Origin of the sequence: Streptomyces sp. NPDC007929 (genome assembly GCF_042959065.1) — a bacterium.
GTDB lineage: Bacteria > Actinomycetota > Actinomycetes > Streptomycetales > Streptomycetaceae > Streptomyces.
In genome coordinates, this window is the sequence record NZ_JBIBKD010000006.1 from 138,295 (window position 1) to 155,937 (window position 17,643).

The 17,643-nt window shown below is 70.5% G+C and carries 17 protein-coding genes; 6 read left to right on the top strand and 11 right to left on the bottom strand.

The features are described from left to right. Positions 1–83: 83 nt before the first annotated feature. The 3 genes from ACFZDE_RS21400 to ACFZDE_RS21410 all read right to left on the bottom strand — a co-directional run bounded on the left by ACFZDE_RS21400 (position 84) and on the right by ACFZDE_RS21410 (position 2,383). Positions 84–680, bottom strand: a complete 597-nt coding sequence (locus tag ACFZDE_RS21400) for a sporulation delaying protein family toxin (RefSeq protein WP_274817254.1) — start codon at positions 678–680, stop codon at positions 84–86. 372 nt (positions 681–1,052) lie between these two features. Further along, a complete protein-coding gene (locus ACFZDE_RS21405) occupies positions 1,053–2,039 on the bottom strand; it encodes a DUF1648 domain-containing protein (protein WP_391201729.1) in 987 nt (328 codons plus the stop codon). Beyond that, positions 2,036–2,383, bottom strand: coding sequence for a GntR family transcriptional regulator (locus tag ACFZDE_RS21410; protein WP_362045117.1), 348 nt, complete (start codon positions 2,381–2,383; stop codon positions 2,036–2,038). Before ACFZDE_RS21410 ends, ACFZDE_RS21405 begins: the two co-directional genes overlap by 4 nt. A 578-nt stretch (positions 2,384–2,961) precedes the next feature. On the opposite strand from ACFZDE_RS21410, the gene ACFZDE_RS21415 reads away from it, so the two are divergent. Further along, entirely contained in the window at positions 2,962–3,225 is a 264-nt protein-coding gene (locus ACFZDE_RS21415) for a hypothetical protein (protein WP_306965878.1), read from the top strand. Between the two features lie 601 nt (positions 3,226–3,826). Here ACFZDE_RS21415 and ACFZDE_RS21420 read toward each other — a convergent pair. Next, positions 3,827–4,219: a hypothetical protein gene (locus tag ACFZDE_RS21420; RefSeq protein ID WP_391201734.1), complete on the bottom strand. Its 393-nt coding sequence runs from the start codon at positions 4,217–4,219 to the stop codon at positions 3,827–3,829. A 420-nt stretch (positions 4,220–4,639) separates the two neighbouring features. Here ACFZDE_RS21420 and ACFZDE_RS21425 point away from each other — a divergent pair, with 420 nt between their 5' ends. Further along, positions 4,640–5,131 carry a hypothetical protein gene (locus ACFZDE_RS21425; protein WP_391000627.1) on the top strand — a complete coding sequence of 164 codons (492 nt, stop codon included), beginning with the start codon at positions 4,640–4,642 and terminating at the stop codon, positions 5,129–5,131. A 44-nt stretch (positions 5,132–5,175) separates the two neighbouring features. On the opposite strand, the gene ACFZDE_RS21430 is transcribed toward ACFZDE_RS21425, so the two are convergent. The 4 genes from ACFZDE_RS21430 to ACFZDE_RS21445 form a co-directional block, all read right to left on the bottom strand. Continuing rightward, complete coding sequence (locus tag ACFZDE_RS21430) at positions 5,176–6,102, bottom strand: aminoglycoside phosphotransferase family protein (RefSeq protein ID WP_391201737.1); 927 nt, start codon at positions 6,100–6,102, stop codon at positions 5,176–5,178. A 32-nt stretch (positions 6,103–6,134) separates the two neighbouring features. Then, positions 6,135–7,628 carry a DHA2 family efflux MFS transporter permease subunit gene (locus tag ACFZDE_RS21435; RefSeq protein ID WP_391000632.1) on the bottom strand — a complete coding sequence of 498 codons (1,494 nt, stop codon included), beginning with the start codon at positions 7,626–7,628 and terminating at the stop codon, positions 6,135–6,137. Positions 7,629–7,999: 371 nt separating this feature from the next. Continuing rightward, positions 8,000–8,983, bottom strand: coding sequence for a zinc-binding dehydrogenase (locus ACFZDE_RS21440; RefSeq protein WP_391201740.1), 984 nt, complete (start codon positions 8,981–8,983; stop codon positions 8,000–8,002). Between the two features lie 219 nt (positions 8,984–9,202). Further along, positions 9,203–10,363 carry an FAD-dependent oxidoreductase gene (locus ACFZDE_RS21445; protein ID WP_391201742.1) on the bottom strand — a complete coding sequence of 387 codons (1,161 nt, stop codon included), beginning with the start codon at positions 10,361–10,363 and terminating at the stop codon, positions 9,203–9,205. 129 nt (positions 10,364–10,492) lie between these two features. On the opposite strand from ACFZDE_RS21445, the gene ACFZDE_RS21450 reads away from it, so the two are divergent. Next, positions 10,493–11,170, top strand: coding sequence for a pentapeptide repeat-containing protein (locus ACFZDE_RS21450; RefSeq protein WP_391000641.1), 678 nt, complete (start codon positions 10,493–10,495; stop codon positions 11,168–11,170). 360 nt (positions 11,171–11,530) lie between these two features. On the opposite strand, the gene ACFZDE_RS21455 is transcribed toward ACFZDE_RS21450, so the two are convergent. Continuing rightward, positions 11,531–12,031, bottom strand: a complete 501-nt coding sequence (locus ACFZDE_RS21455) for a hypothetical protein (RefSeq protein ID WP_097223059.1) — start codon at positions 12,029–12,031, stop codon at positions 11,531–11,533. A 37-nt stretch (positions 12,032–12,068) separates the two neighbouring features. On the opposite strand from ACFZDE_RS21455, the gene ACFZDE_RS21460 reads away from it, so the two are divergent. After that, positions 12,069–13,484 carry a M1 family aminopeptidase gene (locus ACFZDE_RS21460; RefSeq protein ID WP_391201745.1) on the top strand — a complete coding sequence of 472 codons (1,416 nt, stop codon included), beginning with the start codon at positions 12,069–12,071 and terminating at the stop codon, positions 13,482–13,484. A gap of 321 nt (positions 13,485–13,805) precedes the next feature. On the opposite strand, the gene ACFZDE_RS21465 is transcribed toward ACFZDE_RS21460, so the two are convergent. Continuing rightward, positions 13,806–14,381 carry a TerD family protein gene (locus ACFZDE_RS21465; protein ID WP_030829245.1) on the bottom strand — a complete coding sequence of 192 codons (576 nt, stop codon included), beginning with the start codon at positions 14,379–14,381 and terminating at the stop codon, positions 13,806–13,808. Positions 14,382–14,540: 159 nt separating this feature from the next. Here ACFZDE_RS21465 and arfB point away from each other — a divergent pair, with 159 nt between their 5' ends. Further along, positions 14,541–14,978: an alternative ribosome rescue aminoacyl-tRNA hydrolase ArfB gene (gene arfB / locus ACFZDE_RS21470; RefSeq protein WP_031105492.1), complete on the top strand. Its 438-nt coding sequence runs from the start codon at positions 14,541–14,543 to the stop codon at positions 14,976–14,978. 44 nt (positions 14,979–15,022) lie between these two features. Here arfB and ACFZDE_RS21475 read toward each other — a convergent pair whose 3' ends face one another. Then, positions 15,023–15,607 (bottom strand): flavin reductase, encoded by a 585-nt coding sequence (locus ACFZDE_RS21475; protein WP_391000652.1) that lies wholly within the window; start codon positions 15,605–15,607, stop codon positions 15,023–15,025. A 336-nt stretch (positions 15,608–15,943) separates the two neighbouring features. Between ACFZDE_RS21475 and cdgB the strand changes: the two genes are divergently transcribed. Continuing rightward, on the top strand, positions 15,944–17,602 hold the full coding sequence (gene cdgB, locus ACFZDE_RS21480) for a diguanylate cyclase CdgB (RefSeq protein WP_391000655.1): 1,659 nt from the start codon (positions 15,944–15,946) through the stop codon (positions 17,600–17,602). Positions 17,603–17,643: the final 41 nt, after the last annotated feature.

Genomic DNA, 17,643 nt, shown 5'->3' on the forward strand with positions numbered 1-17,643 from the left:
ATGTTTGGGTCCCTGCCCGTGTGGAGCGGCGGAAGGGCGAGCCAGGCGCGGGGAGTCTGCAGCCTCCCCGCGCCCGCTGTGAATTAGGCGGCGTTGAGCGCCTTCGTGACCTGCGCGACGGCCTCGTCGTGCGACAGCGGCGTGTCGTCACCCGTAGTGGGCTCCGCGCTCCAGAACCAGTTCTTGGCCTTCACGAAGTTCGCGCCTACGGCGACGGTGACCGTGACGGCAGCGCCGGCTGCCGTGAACACGGCCGCGACATGCACGACCGCTGCGCCGACCGCGACGGTGACGCCGCAGAGCTGCCCGTCCTCGACGGGAGTGGCCGACTTGTTGTCCTTGGCGACGGCCAGCAGCATGTTCTGGGCGTCGGTGACGGCCTTCTCGACCTGGCGCGGGTCACCGCTGCGGGCCTTCTCGCTGAGGTCGGCGAAGAAGCTCGGGGACCGCTTGTTGATCAGCTCGATCACCACGTTGGAGGCACGGATCTCCTCCGGTGTGTCGTTGTCGACGTGCTTGCGGGCCTCGGAGAACAGCTCCAGCTTGGAGAGGTCCTTGCCCACCTGGCCCTGGGCGAAGAAGAGTCCGCGGAAGACGTTCTCACCGTCGGTCTTGGCGGATACTGCGGGCGCGGCGACGGCCGTTCTGTCGGATGCACCGAAGGTGTCTGCGGTTGCCATCGGCGCGGCAGCCACGCACAGGGCCGCTGCAGTAAGGCCGGCCACACCTAGGATTCCCCGCTGCTTGATGTTCAACTCGTTCCCCTCGAATCGATGGAATGCCCGAGGGGCGCACATGCGTGTGGTCGAAACGCATACCCCCCGGTGCGTGATCGAGAGCCTCACATATTTGATCAGTACCGCACAAGCACTGGCGGCGATCAGTAACAGCTTGACCGAATACCGCCCCCAGGGTTCTCCCGCGTCAGTGGCCGAACAGCGGTTGCGGGCTCGTAATTCCACTTGACCCGTCGCCAGAGAGCGGGGTAAAAGCGGCTTCGCTCAGAAAGGGTCCTGGCCAGGTGCGGGGGATCACCTGGCCAGGACCGGCTATCAACTTGAACGTTGAGCGTTCAAGGAGTTAAGGAGGGCAGCTCCGCGCTCGGCATCATCGACACTGACCGCAAAGTCCTTGCCCTTGTGGGTGCGGATTACCAGACACTCACCGCTGCGCAGCATCACAGTTGTGCCCAGCCCGCTCAACCGGTATCCCCAGCCGCCGACCTGGGAAGGCGTACGCGTCTCGACGCGGGCAGAGGCAATGGCATCGGCCGCCCAACGTCGCGCCGGCCAGCTCAGCGGCCCGAAGGTCACCTCCAGACCTCGTTCACTGACCCGTGCCTGCACCGAGGCGAAGCCGAGCACCAGGACAGAGGCCAGAGCGAACGGCCCGGCCAGCAGTGCAGCCTCAGCCCCCATCAACCCCCCCAGTCCCGCCACGACGGCGGCCATTGCTACGACACCTGTCACGGCGGCTGTCGCATGGAGCCAGGGGTTGGATGTGCGGGAGAGCCACACGAAGCGCTCTCCTGCGGGAATCTCCATGGTCGGTCCACCTCCTGTCGGCACCACGGCCGGAGTGCGGCGGCTGGCCAGCAAGGCGGCCGTGCCCACGCCAACAGCCGCTACGAGCGTCACAACGACAGAGACCGTCACCGAGTCCGCCTCGCGCCAGTCCGCATGGTCCAGATTCGCCCGCACGATAGACGCCTGGCCGCCCAGGAGCATCACACCCCCGGATCCGAGCGTCGCGCCGACCCACCCCCCTACTCCGCCACTCGAAGTGACACGGGCCCGCCACCACATCAGTGCCACAAGCGCCGCTGCCACCCCCCAGATCAGCGCCGGGAAGAGCGACGCGGCCCACAAAGGCATTGAACTGTCGGGCTTGCCCGAGCTGGCGTCCCAGTGCGTCGCCAGCCGGTCCGGAAGCCGGCTGCCGGCGACGAGCGGCAACGCCACCAGCAGCGCCAGGATCCCTAACACCCAGCCGGTGACACCCCACGCCGCAGCGCTCCTGCGTCCTGCACGGTCGGTCACGAAATCCCCCTGATCATGTCGATGAGATCCCTCTTGCTGTATCCGAGGCGCGCCGCGTCGGCCACGACATCACGGACGCGATCCAGCAACGCCGAGCGTTCAGTCGCCCCATGGGCCACCGTCACGCCTCTGCCTCGCCGGAACTCCAGCACTCCCTCGTCACGCAGCGCTCGAAGGCCACGCAGCACCGTATTCACGTTGATTCCCAGCGCCTGGGAGAGGTCCCGTGCTGGGGGAAGCCTGTCACCCGGCTCACACTCCCCCTCAGCAATGGCACGTCGGATCGCACCCGCCACCTGCTCATGCAGGGGGCGATTGTCCGCAGTGTTCAGCCTTAGCAACATGGTGCTAAAGATGATAGCACCAAAGGCTCGAAGAGCCGAGGTGGTGATGGCTTCAGTGCAGCGCCCGGCGTCTGCGGTGGAAGACCAGTCCCAGCGGCGAGCGCTGACCCTGATGGCGGGTCGCCTACCAGGCCACCCCGGCCTGCTCAATGCCGCGATGGCCTCCTCGTCGTGGCCTTCGCCGGCCAGGAGCCGGCCGTGGGCCCGGCGGATCCGGCGCAGCTGTGGTCGGCGCGGTGCTCGAGCTGCTCGAACAGGAACTCCCGGACCGCGGATGGCAGCGCATCGTGCGCCCGTCGGTCGACCAGACGACGGGCAACCGCACCGACAGAGGCACAAGTACTCGTGCGCGGGCACGGCGCTCCAGTGAGCGGTGTGCATCGTGAAGGCGAAGGTCACAGGTCCGGTGTGAATGGCGAGTTGGATACTCCTGCCGGTCGGCGGCCGATGACCATGGCGTAGATCATCGGGCGGTCCGGCTCCGGCGGGATGCCGGGTTCGGCTGCGCCCATGACCGGCCCCCGCCTACGATCCGTCAGCAGGTCGGCACACCGTGAGACTGCGGGAGGGTGCGGGGGATGAGCAGGCTCCTGGAAGCGGTGTGTGCGCTGACCGTGGGCGTCCTCGTTGCGCTCCTTGTATGGGGTGCTAACCCTGGCGCCGTGCGGGTGGCGTGGCGGGAGGGCGAGCTGAGTGGTGTGACGGTCGTGTTCGTGGCGGCGTGTGCACTGTGGCTGGTGCTGTGGCGCAGGCGTACCGGGCGCGGCCGGCTGGCATGGCCGCTTGTGGTGCTGCTGTGCGGTGCGGCTGTTGCGCTGGTCGTGGCGGCCATGGCCGGTTGACCGGCGCAGGCAGGCAGGTAGGGCTTCCCGTTCTTGCGGGCGGGGAGCCCCGCTGGCGTTTTCGGGCTACGGCTGCTGTTAAGGATCTTGGCAGGAGGGGCAAGGTATCCCTGCGTCACGGCTGCTGTTTCGCCGACCTGGTCCGATTCCGGGGCGTCACGCCTGCGTTTACAAGGCCGCCCGAAACCGGCCCCTGACACGAGGCCAGAAGCTGTCCATCACGGCACTGGCAGCCGTCCGGGCACCCGTCGAGCACGGCTTTGCCCACCTCAAGAACTGGCGCGTCTTTGGCAAGGTACGCACCGACCCCGCCTGGGCGACCGCCCTGGTCAGGGCCTTGCTGGTCCTCACGAACCGCGAAGTCGCCCGATGACCGACGATCTTCACCAAAGTCACCTGCCAGCGACCAGCACGAGCATCCCGATGCCCACGCACACCAGCCCTGTGACCAGCAACTTCAGCTTGCACACCTCCCAGTGGTCCGACGTCGCTGCCGTGGCTGGAGCGCGACCTACCCGGCGTCCGGATCCCCTTGCTGCGCGGGCCGGAGACAGCAAGGGGCGCAGAGGCAGCCGGAACCGCGGGAATCAGCTGCGACGGATCACGGTGAGCCGCCCCACCGCGCTCCTCGGCAGCGTGCGGCGTTCCACTCCGTCATCGCGGAGCCCGCGTGTGTGCGGGCGCTCAGCTGCAGGGCGACGGGCAGTCCGCCGAGCTCGAACGGGCAGCTGGCGAGGATCCACTCGGCGCCACGCAACTCGTCCGGGCTCACGTAGAGCAGCGTGTGGCGGGACGTCGGCCACATGCGCCAGCCGAGGCCGGTGAGGGTGTCGCCGACTCGCTCGGCGAGCTCGCCGTCGTCGCCAGCCAAGTGGCGTGGGGTGACCCAGTACACCGGGTCGGACTGGGAGGGATGGCTGGGATGGTGCGGGGACAGGGGCGCCTCCAGAGGCTTGGGAATGGGTGATTCGTCGTCGAGATGACTGGCTCCCACGGCGGTGGGAGCCTGGTGCCGTGGCGGCTACAGGTCCTTGGGGAAACTGCTGGTCATCCAACGGGCGATGCGTGAGCGATGCGTGAGCGGACGGTGCGGCACAAGGTGGATTCCGTGGCAGGCACCGACGAGCCCGCAAGTCGCTGATCAGGGAAAACGGGATCCGGTGTGATCATGTGGCACCAGCCGTCACGACCCCGCGAGCCCTTGTAATGCGTAGGTCGTCGGTTCGAATCCGACAGGGGGCTCCAGTGAAACCCCAGGTCGGATGTGTCCGGCCTGGGGTTTTGTCGTTCGGTTCGCGTGGTGGTGATGCGGGGTGCGTGTGGGCGGCCGATCTTGGGTGCGGTCGCTACCGGCAGATGTCACACTGGGCAAGCGCATCTGGACGCAAGGTGACCGGGCTCGTACTCTGCGCACATGGAGTGGGGGACTCTGGGGGTTGCGGCAAGTGGTGCCCTTTTCGGGATCGGGGCGACGCTGATCACCGATGTTTTCCGCTCCCGGCGGGAAAGAGATCAGCGGTGGGCGGATGCGAAGCGAGTGGCCTATGGGCGGTTTCTGACCGCGCTGGCCCAAACACACAGTCGTATGACTGTGGCGGCCGCTCGGGGAGAGGTCGGTATCGCGCGGCAGCAGGCGGTTCATGATGCTTTCCTCAGCGACCCGCAACACTCGGACGCGAAGTCCGTGTTGCGGGAAGTGGCCTTGGCCGCACCTGACCACGTCCACCGGGCTGCTGAGTCGGTGTATGAGCAACTGCGATCCGCCCGTGATCTTTTGGCCCAGGATGGGATGGACTTCGCCACGCCTGAGTATCAGCAGGTCATCCGGGCGTTCTTCGCAGACTTCGATGCTCTGCAACGGCTGATGCGAGACGATCTGCAGCCACCGGCCGAACGCCGCGTGTAAGTGGCCGCCGGTGAGTGAGGGCTCGGAACGACCGGCGGTGCCGGTCAGTGCACGTAGTGGCGGAGGCGGCGGGCTGTTTCCAGTTGTTCGTCGTCCACGGGGCGGGTGTCCTCGATGTCCCACAGGGTGTTCTGGAGGAGGCGGGCGAGGGTCCAGGCGTGGGCTTGGGGGCGGTCCAGGGCGAGGATGTCGGTCATGGCGTCGAAGCGCCAGAGGATGTCAGCGGGGTCGTAGCGGTTGTCCAGGGCCGGCCAGAGTTCGAAGCCGGGGTGGCCGGCGAGGGGCTTGGGGTCGATCGCGAGCCAGGGGGCGCGGGCGGTGGCCAGGACGTTCTCGTCGTGCAGGTCCCAGTGGAGGAGCCGGTCGCCCGGGTCGTCGACGACCTCGCGTACGGCGGCCGCGCAGTCGGCGACGATGCGGCGGGCCTCGGGGTCGGGGATGCGGTCGAGGGCCCAGGGCGTCCGGTCGAGCATGGCCTGCGCGATGTCGCCGAGGCGGCGCATGCCGGGCGGGGCCGGGAACGAGGTGAGGTGCGCCAGGAGCTCGGCGATGGTGACCACCGCCTGGTGGGGGTCCGGCACGGAGGACAGCATGCGGGTCTCGTCGAGACGCTCCAGCAGCATGGTGCCGGTGGGCTCGTCGTGGTCGAGGAGGTGGACGGCTCCGGCGCCGTTCCAGACGCGCAGCGCGACCGGTTCGCCCGCGCTCTCCTCGTCGAGGAGCTGGAGCTTCAGGACCGCCGGGGTGCCGTCGGCGGCCCGGACGACCGGCACGACCAGGGCGCAGACGCCGTGCATCGCGGGGCCGTCGGGCCTCAGGTCCCAGTGGTCGAGGAAGTGGGCCGTCCGCTCGGGCAGCGCGGCGATGAAGGCGCGGCCCGCCTCGCCGTTGAACTTCGCCTGTGACGCCGCCAGTTCCCGGGGGATGTCGATCACTCCCGGCACGGTAGTGGGAGGGGAGGAGTGGGGCATGCGAGTTTTTCGCCGCCCGGCGTCCTCGTGCCTCAGGTCACCGGTTCCGGTGTCGGGGTCGGCGTGCCGTGTCTCGGGGCCTTCTTCGTCACCATCAGGCCCGCGATCAGCCCGGCCAGCAGCATGATGCCGGCGGCCCACCAGATGGCGACGGTGTAGCCGTGCACGACGCCCTCGCGCGTCACCCGGGCACGGTCGGACGGGTCGGTGAGGTGCGCGGTGACGTAGGTGGCGGTACTGGTCGTCGCGATGGTGTTGAGCAGGGCCGTGCCGATGGAGCCGCCCACCTGCTGTGAGGTGTTGACCGTCGCGGACGTCACGCCCGAGTCCTGGGGGGCGACGCCCGCGGTGGCGGTGGCGAAGACCGGCATGAACGTCAGGCCCATGCCGAGGCCGAGCAGCAGCAGGGCGGGCAGGATCTCGGTGGCGTACGAGGAGTGCGTCGTGATCTGCGTGAGGAGCACCATGCCGGTCGCGGCCAGGATCATGCCGGGGACCATCAGCATGCGCGGCGGCACGCGCTGGAGCAGCCGGGCGGAGATCTGGGTCGAGCCGATGATGATCGCGCCGGTGAGGGGCAGGAAGGCCAGGCCCGTCTTGACGGGGGAGTAGGCGAGGACGACCTGGAGGTAGTACGTCATGAACAGGAACAGGCCGAACATGCCGATCACGGCCAGTGCCATGGTCAGGAAGCAGCCGGCGCGGTCGCGGTCGCGGATGATGTGCAGCGGCAGCAGCGGCATGGGTGCCCGGGACTGCCACCACACGAACACCGCGAGCAGCGCGATCCCGGTGGCGAACAGCGACAGCACCAGCGGGTCGCTCCAGCCCCGGGACTCGGCCTCGCTGAAGCCGTAGACGATCGTGACGAGGCCGCCGCAGCCGAGCAGGACGCCGGGGACGTCGAGTCGGGCGCCGGTGTGGCCGGGGCGGTCGTGCAGCAGGGCGAGGGCGCCGAGCACGGCGATGATCGCGATGGGCACGTTGACGTAGAGGCACCAGCGCCAGTCCAGGTACTCGGTGAGCAGCCCGCCGACCATGAAGCCGATGGCGGCGCCGCTGCCGGCAAGGGCGCCGTAAATGCCGAAGGCCTTGCCGCGCTCCCTGGGGTCGGTGAACGTCGTGGTCAGCAGGGACAGCGCGGAGGGGGCCAGGACGGCGGCGAAGGCGCCCTGGAGCGCGCGGGCGCCGAAGAGCATGCCGGCGTTGGTGGCGGCGCCGCCGAGCGCGGAGGCGGCGGCGAAGCCGATCAGGCCGATCACGAAGGTCCGTTTGCGGCCCACCAGGTCGGCGATCCGGCCGCCCAGCAGGAGCAGCCCGCCGAAGGCGAGGGTGTAGGCCGTGATCACCCACTGCCGGTTGCCGTCGGACATGCCGAGGTCGCGCTGGGCGGAGGGCAGGGCGATGTTCACGATGGTCGCGTCGAGCACGACCATGAGCTGGGCCAGGGCGATGACGACCAGGCCCCACCAGCGGCGCGGGTCGGTGTCCACGGGACCTTGTTCACCTGGCCGGGTGACGCTCATCCCGTCAGAACACCATGGATCCGGGGGGTCTGCATCCGCGGATCCGGCACCGCTGGTGGGGCGCGGCGGCATGGCTCCGGAGCCGGCCTGCAGAGCCGGCTTCATGGCTCCAGGGCCACCTTGATGGCCACTGGAGCGGTTCCTGGGCCGCCTTCGCGGTTCCGGGGTCACCGTCGCGGTTCCGGGGCCGCCTTCACGGTTCTGGGGCCGCGGCGACCGTGCTGGGGCCGCGGCCACCGTGCCTGGGCCGGGGTCACCGTCACGGTTACGGTTCCAGCACCGCCTTCACGGCTCCAGGGCCACCTTCATGGCTCGGGTCACCTTCATGGCTCCAGGCCCACCCTCACCGCCCCGGAACCGCGAAGGCGGCCCTATGGCTCCAGCACCACCTTTCCGACCGTGCCGCGGTTTTCCAGCGCGCGGTGTGCGGCCGCGGCCTCGGCGAGTGGGAAACGCTGCACGGCCGGGGTGAGCCGGCCGGCGGCGGCCTCGGTGAGGGCGCGCAGTTCGAGGGTGCGGACGGGGTCGGGCCCGCCGGCCTTCCCCAGCATCACCGGGCCGAGGACCTGCTCGGAGACGCCGTCGACGAGGTAGGGCTCGCCTTCCTTGACGCCCTCGCCGGACCAGCCGAAGACGATGTGCTTGCCGCCGGGGCCGAGGAGGCCGACTGCCTCGCGGGCGATGTCGCCGCCGACCCCGTCGAAGACGACGGTCGCGGCCCGGCCGCCGAACTGCGCACGCACCTTCGCGGGCCAGGCGGGGTCCGTGTAGTCGACGGCGAGATCCGCGCCACCGGCCTGCACGCGCGCGGTCTTCTCCGGCCCGCCCGCGAGGCCCACGACGGTCGCGCCGGCGTTCTTGGCGTACTGCACGAGGAGGGTGCCGATGCCTCCGGCCGCGGCCGGGACGACGACCACGGAGTCCTCGCCGAGCTCGGCGAACTGGACGATGCCCATCGCCGTACGGCCCGTGCCGATCATGGCGACGGCCTCGGCGAAGTCCAGGTTGCCGGGGATCTCGTGCAGCCGCTCGGCTTCGGTGACGGCCAGTTCGGCGTATCCGCCGGGGACGAAGCCGAGGTGGGCGACGACCCGCTTGCCGAGCCACAGTCCGGCGACGCCCTCGCCCAGCGACTCGACGACTCCGGCGACCTCGCGGCCGGGGATGGTGGGCAGCGGCGTCGGCTCCGCGACCGGGCCGCCCCGCATGCCCTCGCGCAGGGCGGCGTCCAGGAGGTGCACGCCCGCCGCCCGTACGGCGATACGGACCTGGCCGGGGCCCGGGCGGGGGTCTTCGACCTGCTCGTGGACGAGGTTCTCGGGCGGGCCGAAGACGTGCAGCCGGACGGCGTGCATGGCGACTCCTCTGGTCGGGGCGTTCGGTGCCCTCTGCTTGGACGGTCGGTGCCCTCCGCTCGGGCGCACGGTGCCCTCTGCTCGGGCCGACGGTGCCCTCTGCTCAGGGGTTCGGCGCCCTACGCTCGGACGGCTGTGCCCTCTGCTCGCACCCACGGCGCCCTCCGCTCGGACGGCCGGTGTCCTACGTCGGGCGTTCGATGTGACCAGCCTCCAACCTCAAGCTTGCTTGAGGTCAAGCTCGTGTCGGCCGAGGGCCAGACAGACCGCCGTCAGGGCGCTGTTGAAGGACACCTCCGACAGCACACCGGGGGCCGCGACCTGGTCGCCGGCCAGGTAGACACCGTCGCCCCGGTCCACGGCCGGCCGGTCGCGCCAGCTGGTGCCGGGCGGATCCACCGCGCCCGTACGCCCGCTCGCCACCGACTCGCGCCGCCAGGTGACGCGCTCGCGCCAGCCCGGGAAGCCCAGGTCGAGCAACTGCTCGGCGCGGGCGGTGCCGTCGGCCTTGGACTCGTGCGGGGCGAGGGGGATCTGCCCCTGGATCAACTGCTCGCCGGCCGGGGCGAGAGAGCGGTCCTGGGCGGTGAACCGCTCCAGCCACCCGGGGGCGTCCAGGTCGGAGACGGCGAAGGCGTCCCCGCGCCGGGTGCGCACGGCCAGGTCGACAAGCGCGGTACGACCGCTCGGCCAGGTCAGGGAGTCGTCGCCGAGCAGGCGGCGGGCGGCGGCGAGGGAGGTGGCGACGACGACGGGCGTGTCCGTGGGGAGGGTGTCGACGCGGGACAGCGTCTCCATCCGGACGCCCAGGTTCCAGGCGCGGGCGGCCATCCGGTCGACGAGGCTCGCCCAGCCGCCACGCGGGTAGTGCGCCTCGGGCGGCAGCTTGGTGGCACGGCGCAGCCGTTCCTGTACGAACGCCGCCGACAGGGACCCGGGGTCGTGGTGGAACAGCGCGACCGCCGAGTAGTGGGCGGCGGCCCGGGCCCCCTCCTCACCCGCGATGTCCGTCGCCCAGGTCAGGAAGTCGATGTCCACAGGCGCCTGACGGCCCGTCCGGCGCAGCAGCTTCAGCATCGGGAAGGGCGGGGTGCGGCGCAGTACGCCCTGGTGGCGCAGCCGGAGCCGGGCGGCCTCCAGGGGCGGGAGCGGGGCGAGCGGGCCGATCAGGTCGCGCTGCTTGAGCCACGCCCAGTGCGGGCCGCCGTTGTAGAGGGCGTGCGGGCCCTCGTTGGTGCGGTAGGGGCCGTCGGCGGTGCGCGCCCGGCCGCCGAGGGTGTGATGGGCCTCGTGGACGGTCACCTTGGCGCCCGCCTCGGCGGCGGTGATGGCCGCGGTCAGTCCGGCGAGGCCGCCGCCGATGACGGTGATGCGGTGCATGGCTGTGGATCTCCCTCGGGTCGGGGTCGCCTTCTGCCAGTACGACCGAGTGACGGCCCCGGAATGTGACATCGACGGTGTCCGTGCAGGTCAGGGCCGGTTGTCAGTGGTGGGGTGCAGCATGGGGGCATGGCGAGGAGAGCGGCGGGCGGTACGGGTGTGAAGGGCGCGCGGCGACCGGAGGTGCGGCTGCCGGTGCTGGAGCCGTACGGGGGCGGTGGGCTGGAGCCGGACGGGGACTACGACGGGTTGGAGTTCCGGGAGACCGGCCTCTCCGGGCAGGACGGGTCGGGCGCCCGATTCATGGACTGCGCCCTGACGGGCTGCGCGCTGGACGAGACCCGGTTGCGGCACGCCCGCGTCCTGGATTCCACCCTCACCGGCGTCCGGGGAGTCGGGACGGACCTCGCCGAGGCGACCCTGCGGGACGTGGAGCTGACCGATGCCCGGCTCGGCGGGCCGCAGTTGCACGGGGCGGTGCTGGAGCGGGTGCTGATCCGCGGCGGCAAGATCGACTATCTGAATCTGCGCACGGCCCGGCTCAGAGACGTCGTCTTCGAGGGCTGCGTCCTGGTCGAGCCGGACTTCGGCGGCGCCCGCCTGGAGCGCGTGGAGTTCGTCGACTGCGCCGTGAAGGGAGCCGACCTGCACGCGGCGACCCTGAGGGACGTCGATCTGCGCGGCGCAGCGTCCCTGGAGATCAGCCGCGGCCTGGACCGACTGTCGGGCGCGGTGATCAGCACGTCCCAACTCCTGGACCTGGCACCGGTGCTGGCCGCGCAGTGGGGGATCCGGGTGGAGGACTGACGCGCCGCCCGGCACCCCGGTGGGCTCATGTTTCGTACCAGCCCAGCGCGCCGGTCTCCTCCGCCGGGTCGGATGATGCGCCGGGGCGGGCGGAAACCGTCGTCGGCCTCCGCCATCAGGACCCACGGCAGGAACAGCAGCCGGACGGGCAGCCCCAGGGGCCACCACAGCACCCAGCGCCCGTGCTGATGTGCCCTGTGCTCATGTGCCCCGTGCCCATGTGCCCTGTGGTCACGTGCCCCGTGCCCATGTGCCCCGTGCTCACGCGCCCCGTGGTCACGCGCCCCGTGGTCATGCTCCTGTTCTCCCCATGTCAGGTACCGATCACCGGTGATGGTGTCACCGCGGTCGCCGGAGCGGTCAGGAGACCCGGGGGAAGCGGGCCTGGAGGGTCCAGATCGCCGGGTTCTCCGCGAGGTCGTCGTGGAGGTCGGTGAGGTCGGCGATCAGGTCGTGCAGGAAGTCCCGTGACTCGCGGCGCAGTTCGGTGTGGGAGACGGTGAGCGCGGGCTCCTCCGCGCGCATCCAGTCCGCCTCGATGTCCACCCAGCCGAAGCGCCGCTCGAACAGCATCCGGTCCGTCGACTCGGTGAAGTCCAGTTCCGCCCGCTGCGGCCGGGACGCCCGCGAGCCCGCAGGGTCCCGGTCGATGCGCTCCACGATGTCGCACAGCGCCCACGCGAAGTCGAGCACCGGCACCCATCCCCAGGCTGTGGACACCTCGTGGTCCGTCTTGGTGTCCGCCAGATACACGTCCCCGCAGAACAGGTCGTGCCGCAGCGCCCGGACGTCCGCGCGGCGGTAGTCCGTCTGCGGCGGGTCGGGGAAGCGGTTGGAGAGGGCGTAGCCGATGTCGAGCACGGAGGTGATGGTGTCACGCGATCGTAGGATCACGAGCGTGGCCCGATCTGTACGTCTTGTCCCCGCCCTGCGCGCGGCCTCCATGTTCGCCTGCGCGCTCGTCCTCGGCGCGTGCGGCGGCGGAGTGCACGGCACCCCGGGCGGCTCCGGCGTCCGCGACCCGTACTTCCCGAAGGCCGGCAACGACGGCTACGACGTCACCCACTACGGCCTGCGCCTCGCCTACGACCCCGACGCCGAGCACCTCACCGGCACGGCCACCCTCACCGCCCGCGCGGAGAAGGACCTCTCCGCGTTCAACCTCGACCTGGTCGGTATGGAGGTCGAGCAGGTCACCGTCGGCGGTGAGATCGCCCGCTGGAACCGTGCCGGGCAGGAGCTCACGGTCCGGCCGCGGGGCGACATCGACCGGGACGAGACGTTCCGGGTGAGCGTCCGCTACTCCGGAACGCCCGAGACCGTCACCGACCCGGACGGCTCCCGGGAGGGCTGGCTGCGCACCGCGGACGGGGTGCTCGCGCTCGGCGAGCCGACGGGGTCGATGGCGTGGTTCCCCGGCAACCACCACCCCTCCGACAAGGCGGCCTACGACATCGCGGTGACCGTGCCGAAGGGACTGCGGGCCGTGTCCAACGGGGAGTTGCGTGGCGAGCGGACCGCGCGGGGCCGTACGACGTTCGTGTGGCACAGCGGCCAGCCGATGGCGAGCTACCTCGCCACCCTCGCGATCGGCCGCTTCGACATCAGCCGCTCCAGGGCCGGGGAGCTGCCCCTGTACACGGCCGTCGACCCGGCCGAGGCGGCGGCGAGCCGGCCCGTGCTCGCGCGGATCCCCGAGGTGCTGCGGTGGTCGGAGCGGAGGTTCGGGCCGTATCCCTTCTCCGCCACCGGCGCGATCGTCGACAGCGCGGCCCTTGTCGGCTACGCCCTGGAGACCCAGACCCGGCCGGTCTTCCCCGGCGCCCCAGACCTCCCGCTGCTCGTCCATGAGTTCGCCCACCAGTGGTACGGCGACTCCGTCACGCCCGAGAGCTGGCGGGACATGTGGCTCAACGAGGGGTTCGCCACCTATGCGGAGTGGTTGTGGGACGAGGACCACGGCGGGGACAGCGCACAGGAGACGTTCGACGCGGTGTACTCGGGGGCGCACTTCGACACGGAGGAGGCCGCCGAGGAGATCTGGGAGTTTCCGCCGGCGGACCCGCCGAGCGCGGGGCAGCTCTCCGACCCGCCCGTGTACTGGCGGGGCGCCATGGTCTTGCAGAAGGTGCGGCAGGTGGTCGGCGACGACCGGTTCTTCGCGATCCTGCGGGGCTGGGCGGCCGGACACCGTCACGGCAACGCCGACACCGCCGACTTCACGGCCTATGTGGAGCAGCAGGCGCCCGGGAAGGACCTGGAGGCGGTCTGGGACGAGTGGCTGTACGGGGAGGGGAAGCCGGAGCGGCCCTGAGGCCTCAGGGCCCGGTCAGTCCTTGCGCGGGACCGCGCAGGGGCGCCCCAGCTGCTGCTCCTCGCGGTGGTCGACGACCTCGTAGCCGAGGGCGGTCCAGAAGGCCAGGGCCTTCGGGCGGGGAAGTCGCCGCGTGGAGGGCGGTCAGCTCCCTGAGGAACGGGTGGAGGGGGCTTCGACGCGCCGTAGAGGATCGGGGGGTTTTGTCCGGTGCGGGTGGGGTGTGGCTTGTCGCGCAGTTCCCCGCGCCCCTGAAAGGCGAAGCCCCCCGGGCCGCCGATAGTCCGGCCGGGGGGCTTCCCGTGAACGCTCGGGTGTCCGTCAGACGTTGACGCCGAAGTCCTGGGCGATGCCGACCAGGCCCGAGGCGTAGCCCTGGCCGACCGCGCGGAACTTCCACTCCGCGCCGTTGCGGTAGAGCTCGCCGAAGACCATGGCGGTCTCCGTCGCCGCGTCCTCCGACAGGTCGTAGCGGGCGATCTCCGCGCCGCCGGCCTGGTTGACGATGCGGATGTAGGCGTTGCGGACCTGGCCGAAGTTCTGCGAGCGGTTCTCCGCGTCGTAGATCGAGACCGGGAAGACGATCTTGTCGATGTCGGCCGGGAGGGCGGCGAGGTTGACGTTGATCGCCTCGTCGTCGCCGGCACCCTCGCCGGTGCGGTTGTCGCCGGTGTGGACGATCGTGTTGTCCGGCGTCTGCTTGTTGTTGAAGAACACGAAGTGGGCGTCCGAGTAGACCTTGCCCTGCGTGTTGACCGCGATCGCGGAGGCGTCGAGGTCGAAGTCCGTGCCGGTGGTGGTGCGGACGTCCCAGCCGAGGCCCACGGTGACGGCGGTCAGGCCCGGAGCCTCCTTGGTGAGCGAGACGTTGCCACCCTTGGACAGGCTTACAGCCATTGTTGGGAGTCCCTTCCCTCGTTACGTACGGCAAAGAAGCTGCGGCATCGAAGCTACAGCTACCCCCATGAACGTGGAGAGGGGTACGCGAGGTTCCAGCTCCTTTACTTTCTTTACCCACGATTATTCGGGTGACGTGGACGGGACAGAAGCGGGAACATGGACGGCATGTCCGGTTCCCACGTCATCCGCGGCTCCGTCTCCCTGCCCGAGGCCGAGCTGATGTGGCGTTTCTCGCGCTCGTCGGGGCCGGGCGGGCAGCACGTCAACACCAGCGACTCCAAGGTCGAGCTGAGTTTCGACCTGGCGAAGACCGAGGCACTGCCCGCGGTGTGGAAGCAGCGGGCCCTGGAGCGGCTCGCCGGGCGCCTGGTCGACGGGGTCGTCACCGTGCGCTCCTCCGAGCACCGCTCCCAGTGGCGCAACCGCGAGGCCGCCGCCGTACGCCTCACCGCGCTCCTGGCCGAGGCCACCGCACCCCCGCCCAAGCCCCGCAAGCCGACCCGGATCCCCCGCGGCATCAACGAACGCCGGCTACGGCAGAAGAAGCAGCGCTCGGAGACGAAGCAGGGACGCTCCGCGCGCAACTGGGGCTAGTCCACCCGGGCACCGCTACCGAGCGCCCGGACCAACGGATTTGGTCAACCCAACTGCCGGTACCGGCCCCGGAAGTACGTCAGGGGGCCGCCCTCCGCGCTGGGGACCGAGGCGGTCAGGACGCGGCCGATGACCAGGGTGTGGTCGCCCGCGGGGACGCGCTGTTCGGTGCGGCACTCCAGGACGGCCAGGGCGCCGCCGACCAGCGGGGAGCCGGTGTACTCGCCGCGTGTGTACGGGATGTCCGCGAACAGCAGCCGGTCGCTGACGCGGCCCTTCATCGCGAAACGGCCCGCGATGTGCCGCTGGCTCTCGGAGAGGACCGAGACCGCCCACAGGTCCTGCTCCTCCAGCAGCTCGTCCATGCGGGAGCCCTCGCGCAGGCTCACCAGCACCAGGGGCGGGTCCAGGGACACCGACATGAAGGCCGTGGCCGTCATGCCCACGTCCTCGCCGCCCGGCGCCGTGGCGTCGTCCGGGTCGAGCGGCGGCTCCTGCGCGGTCACCAGGACCACGCCCGAGGCCAGCCGGGACATGGCGGCGCGGAACTCGTCGTTGCTCACCCCCTCAGCATGCCCGGAGGCGGGCGACGGAATGATCGAGGACGTGGCGGCGGGAGTGTTCGGCACACCCGAGACGCTAATCTCCGTCCGGCACGCCCCGCATCGGGCTCCCGCCCGAGCACGGTCCTAGGTCTCGCGACGGACATCCGCGGTCTCTTCGCGGTCGTTAGGGAAATACATGTGCGCATCCCGACAAACTTTGCGTTCGGTAGAGCTCGTGAAGAACGCAGAAACTCCACTCAATTGTTCAGGTTTGCCTGTGACTTGAGTCACAAGGGGCAGGAATTGTTGACCCTGTGTACCGAGTGAGCAGCGCGCTGTGATTCAGTGGCGGGGAAGCTGCCAGCACGATACGCCGACGAGACCCTTGAATCGCTGCGAGTAATCGGGGGGAGGGCGAGCATGGAGACCGAGTCGGAACCCTACGTCCGCCTTGCGTCCCTGCGACAACTGCACCAGGTCATGGCCGACATGAACACGGCCCGCAGCCTGGCGGACACCCTGCAGACCGTCGCGGAAGGCGTCGTCGCCGCCCTCGGGTACGAGCTGGCGTGCGTGAACCTCGTACGGCCGGACGGCGACCTGGTCGTCGCCGCCTTCGTCGGGAACCCCGCCGCCGAGGCCCTCATCACCGGCCGGGTCGGCTCGCGCGAGTCCTGGGAACGCCGCCTCGGCATGGGCGAGCGCTGGGGCGACCTGGTGTTCATACCCCACACCGAGGGCTGGGTCCTCGACGACGACGATGTCCCCCAGTGGTACACCGACGGCCCCGCCCCCCGCTTCGAGGACGAGTGGCACCCCGCCGACCGCCTCTTCGCCCCCATGTACGCGCCCGCCCCGAAGGGCAGCGGCGCGTGCGGCGAGCTGATCGGCGTGCTGTCCGTGGACCGGCCGCGCAACGGCCGCCGGCCCGGCGCCTGGGGCCGCGAGGCGCTCCAGATGTACGCCTTCCAGGCCGCCATCGCGATCAGCAACGCCCGGCTGCGCGCCAACATGCAGCGCGCCCTGGTCCGGCTGGAGCGCGAGCAGCAGGCGCTGCGGGCCAGTGAGGAAAGCTTCAGGCAGGCCTTCGAGTACGCCCCGTCCGGCATGGCCATCGCCGAGATGGGCGGCGACCAGCACGGCCGGATCCTGCGCACCAACGACGCCCTGTGCCGGCTGCTGGGCCGCCCCGCGTCCGCGATGCGCCGCTACTCCTTCTCCGACCTGGTCCACCCCGAGGACATCGGCACCCTGCTGCGCACCAGCGCCGAGGGCGGACGCGCGGAGCTGCGCCTCGGCCGCCGCGACGGCACATACGTATGGGTGTCGCTGCGCAACAGCGTCGTCGCGGACGCCGCCGACGGACCCCGCTTCCTCCTCACCCACGTCGAGGACATAGAGGAGCGCAAGCGCCGCGAGCTCCAGCTCGCCCACCGCGCCTCGCACGACTCGCTCACCGGCCTGCCGAACTCCGCGGAGCTGCGCTCCCGGCTGTCCGCCCGGCTCTGTCAACGCGCGTCGTCCCCGCACTCCGCCGTGGAGTCCGTCGACGCGGCCTACGGCCATCCCGCCTTCGACGTGGTCGGGCCCGGCTTCGACTTCCGCCAGGGCGCAGAGTCGTTCGACGCCTACGACCACCATGTGCACACCGTCGCCCCGGACGGGAACCACGACGACGGCACCAAGGGCCTCGCCGTGCTCTTCTGCGACCTCGACGGCTTCAAGTCGATCAACGACCGGTTCGGGCACAACGCGGGTGACGCGGTTCTCATCGAGGTCGCCCGGCGGCTGAGCGGCGGCGTCCGCGACGGTGACACGGTCGCGCGGCTCGGGGGTGACGAATTCGTCATCCTGGCCGACGGGCTCGGCCGGGCCGACGCGCAGGACCTCGCGGTGCGGCTGCGCAACGAGATCATCCAGCCCATCCGTGCCGAGGGGCGGGCCGTCCGGGTGGGCGCCAGCTTCGGCATCGGATGGGCACACTGTGGAATGACGGCGGACGAAGTGTTGAAATCCGCTGACGAGCGGATGTACGTCGAGAAACGATCTCGTCCCAAACAACACAGACGCGCCGGGTGAAGCCCAGGTCAGTGAGTTGATGCGGTCTGAGTCACCCGTTT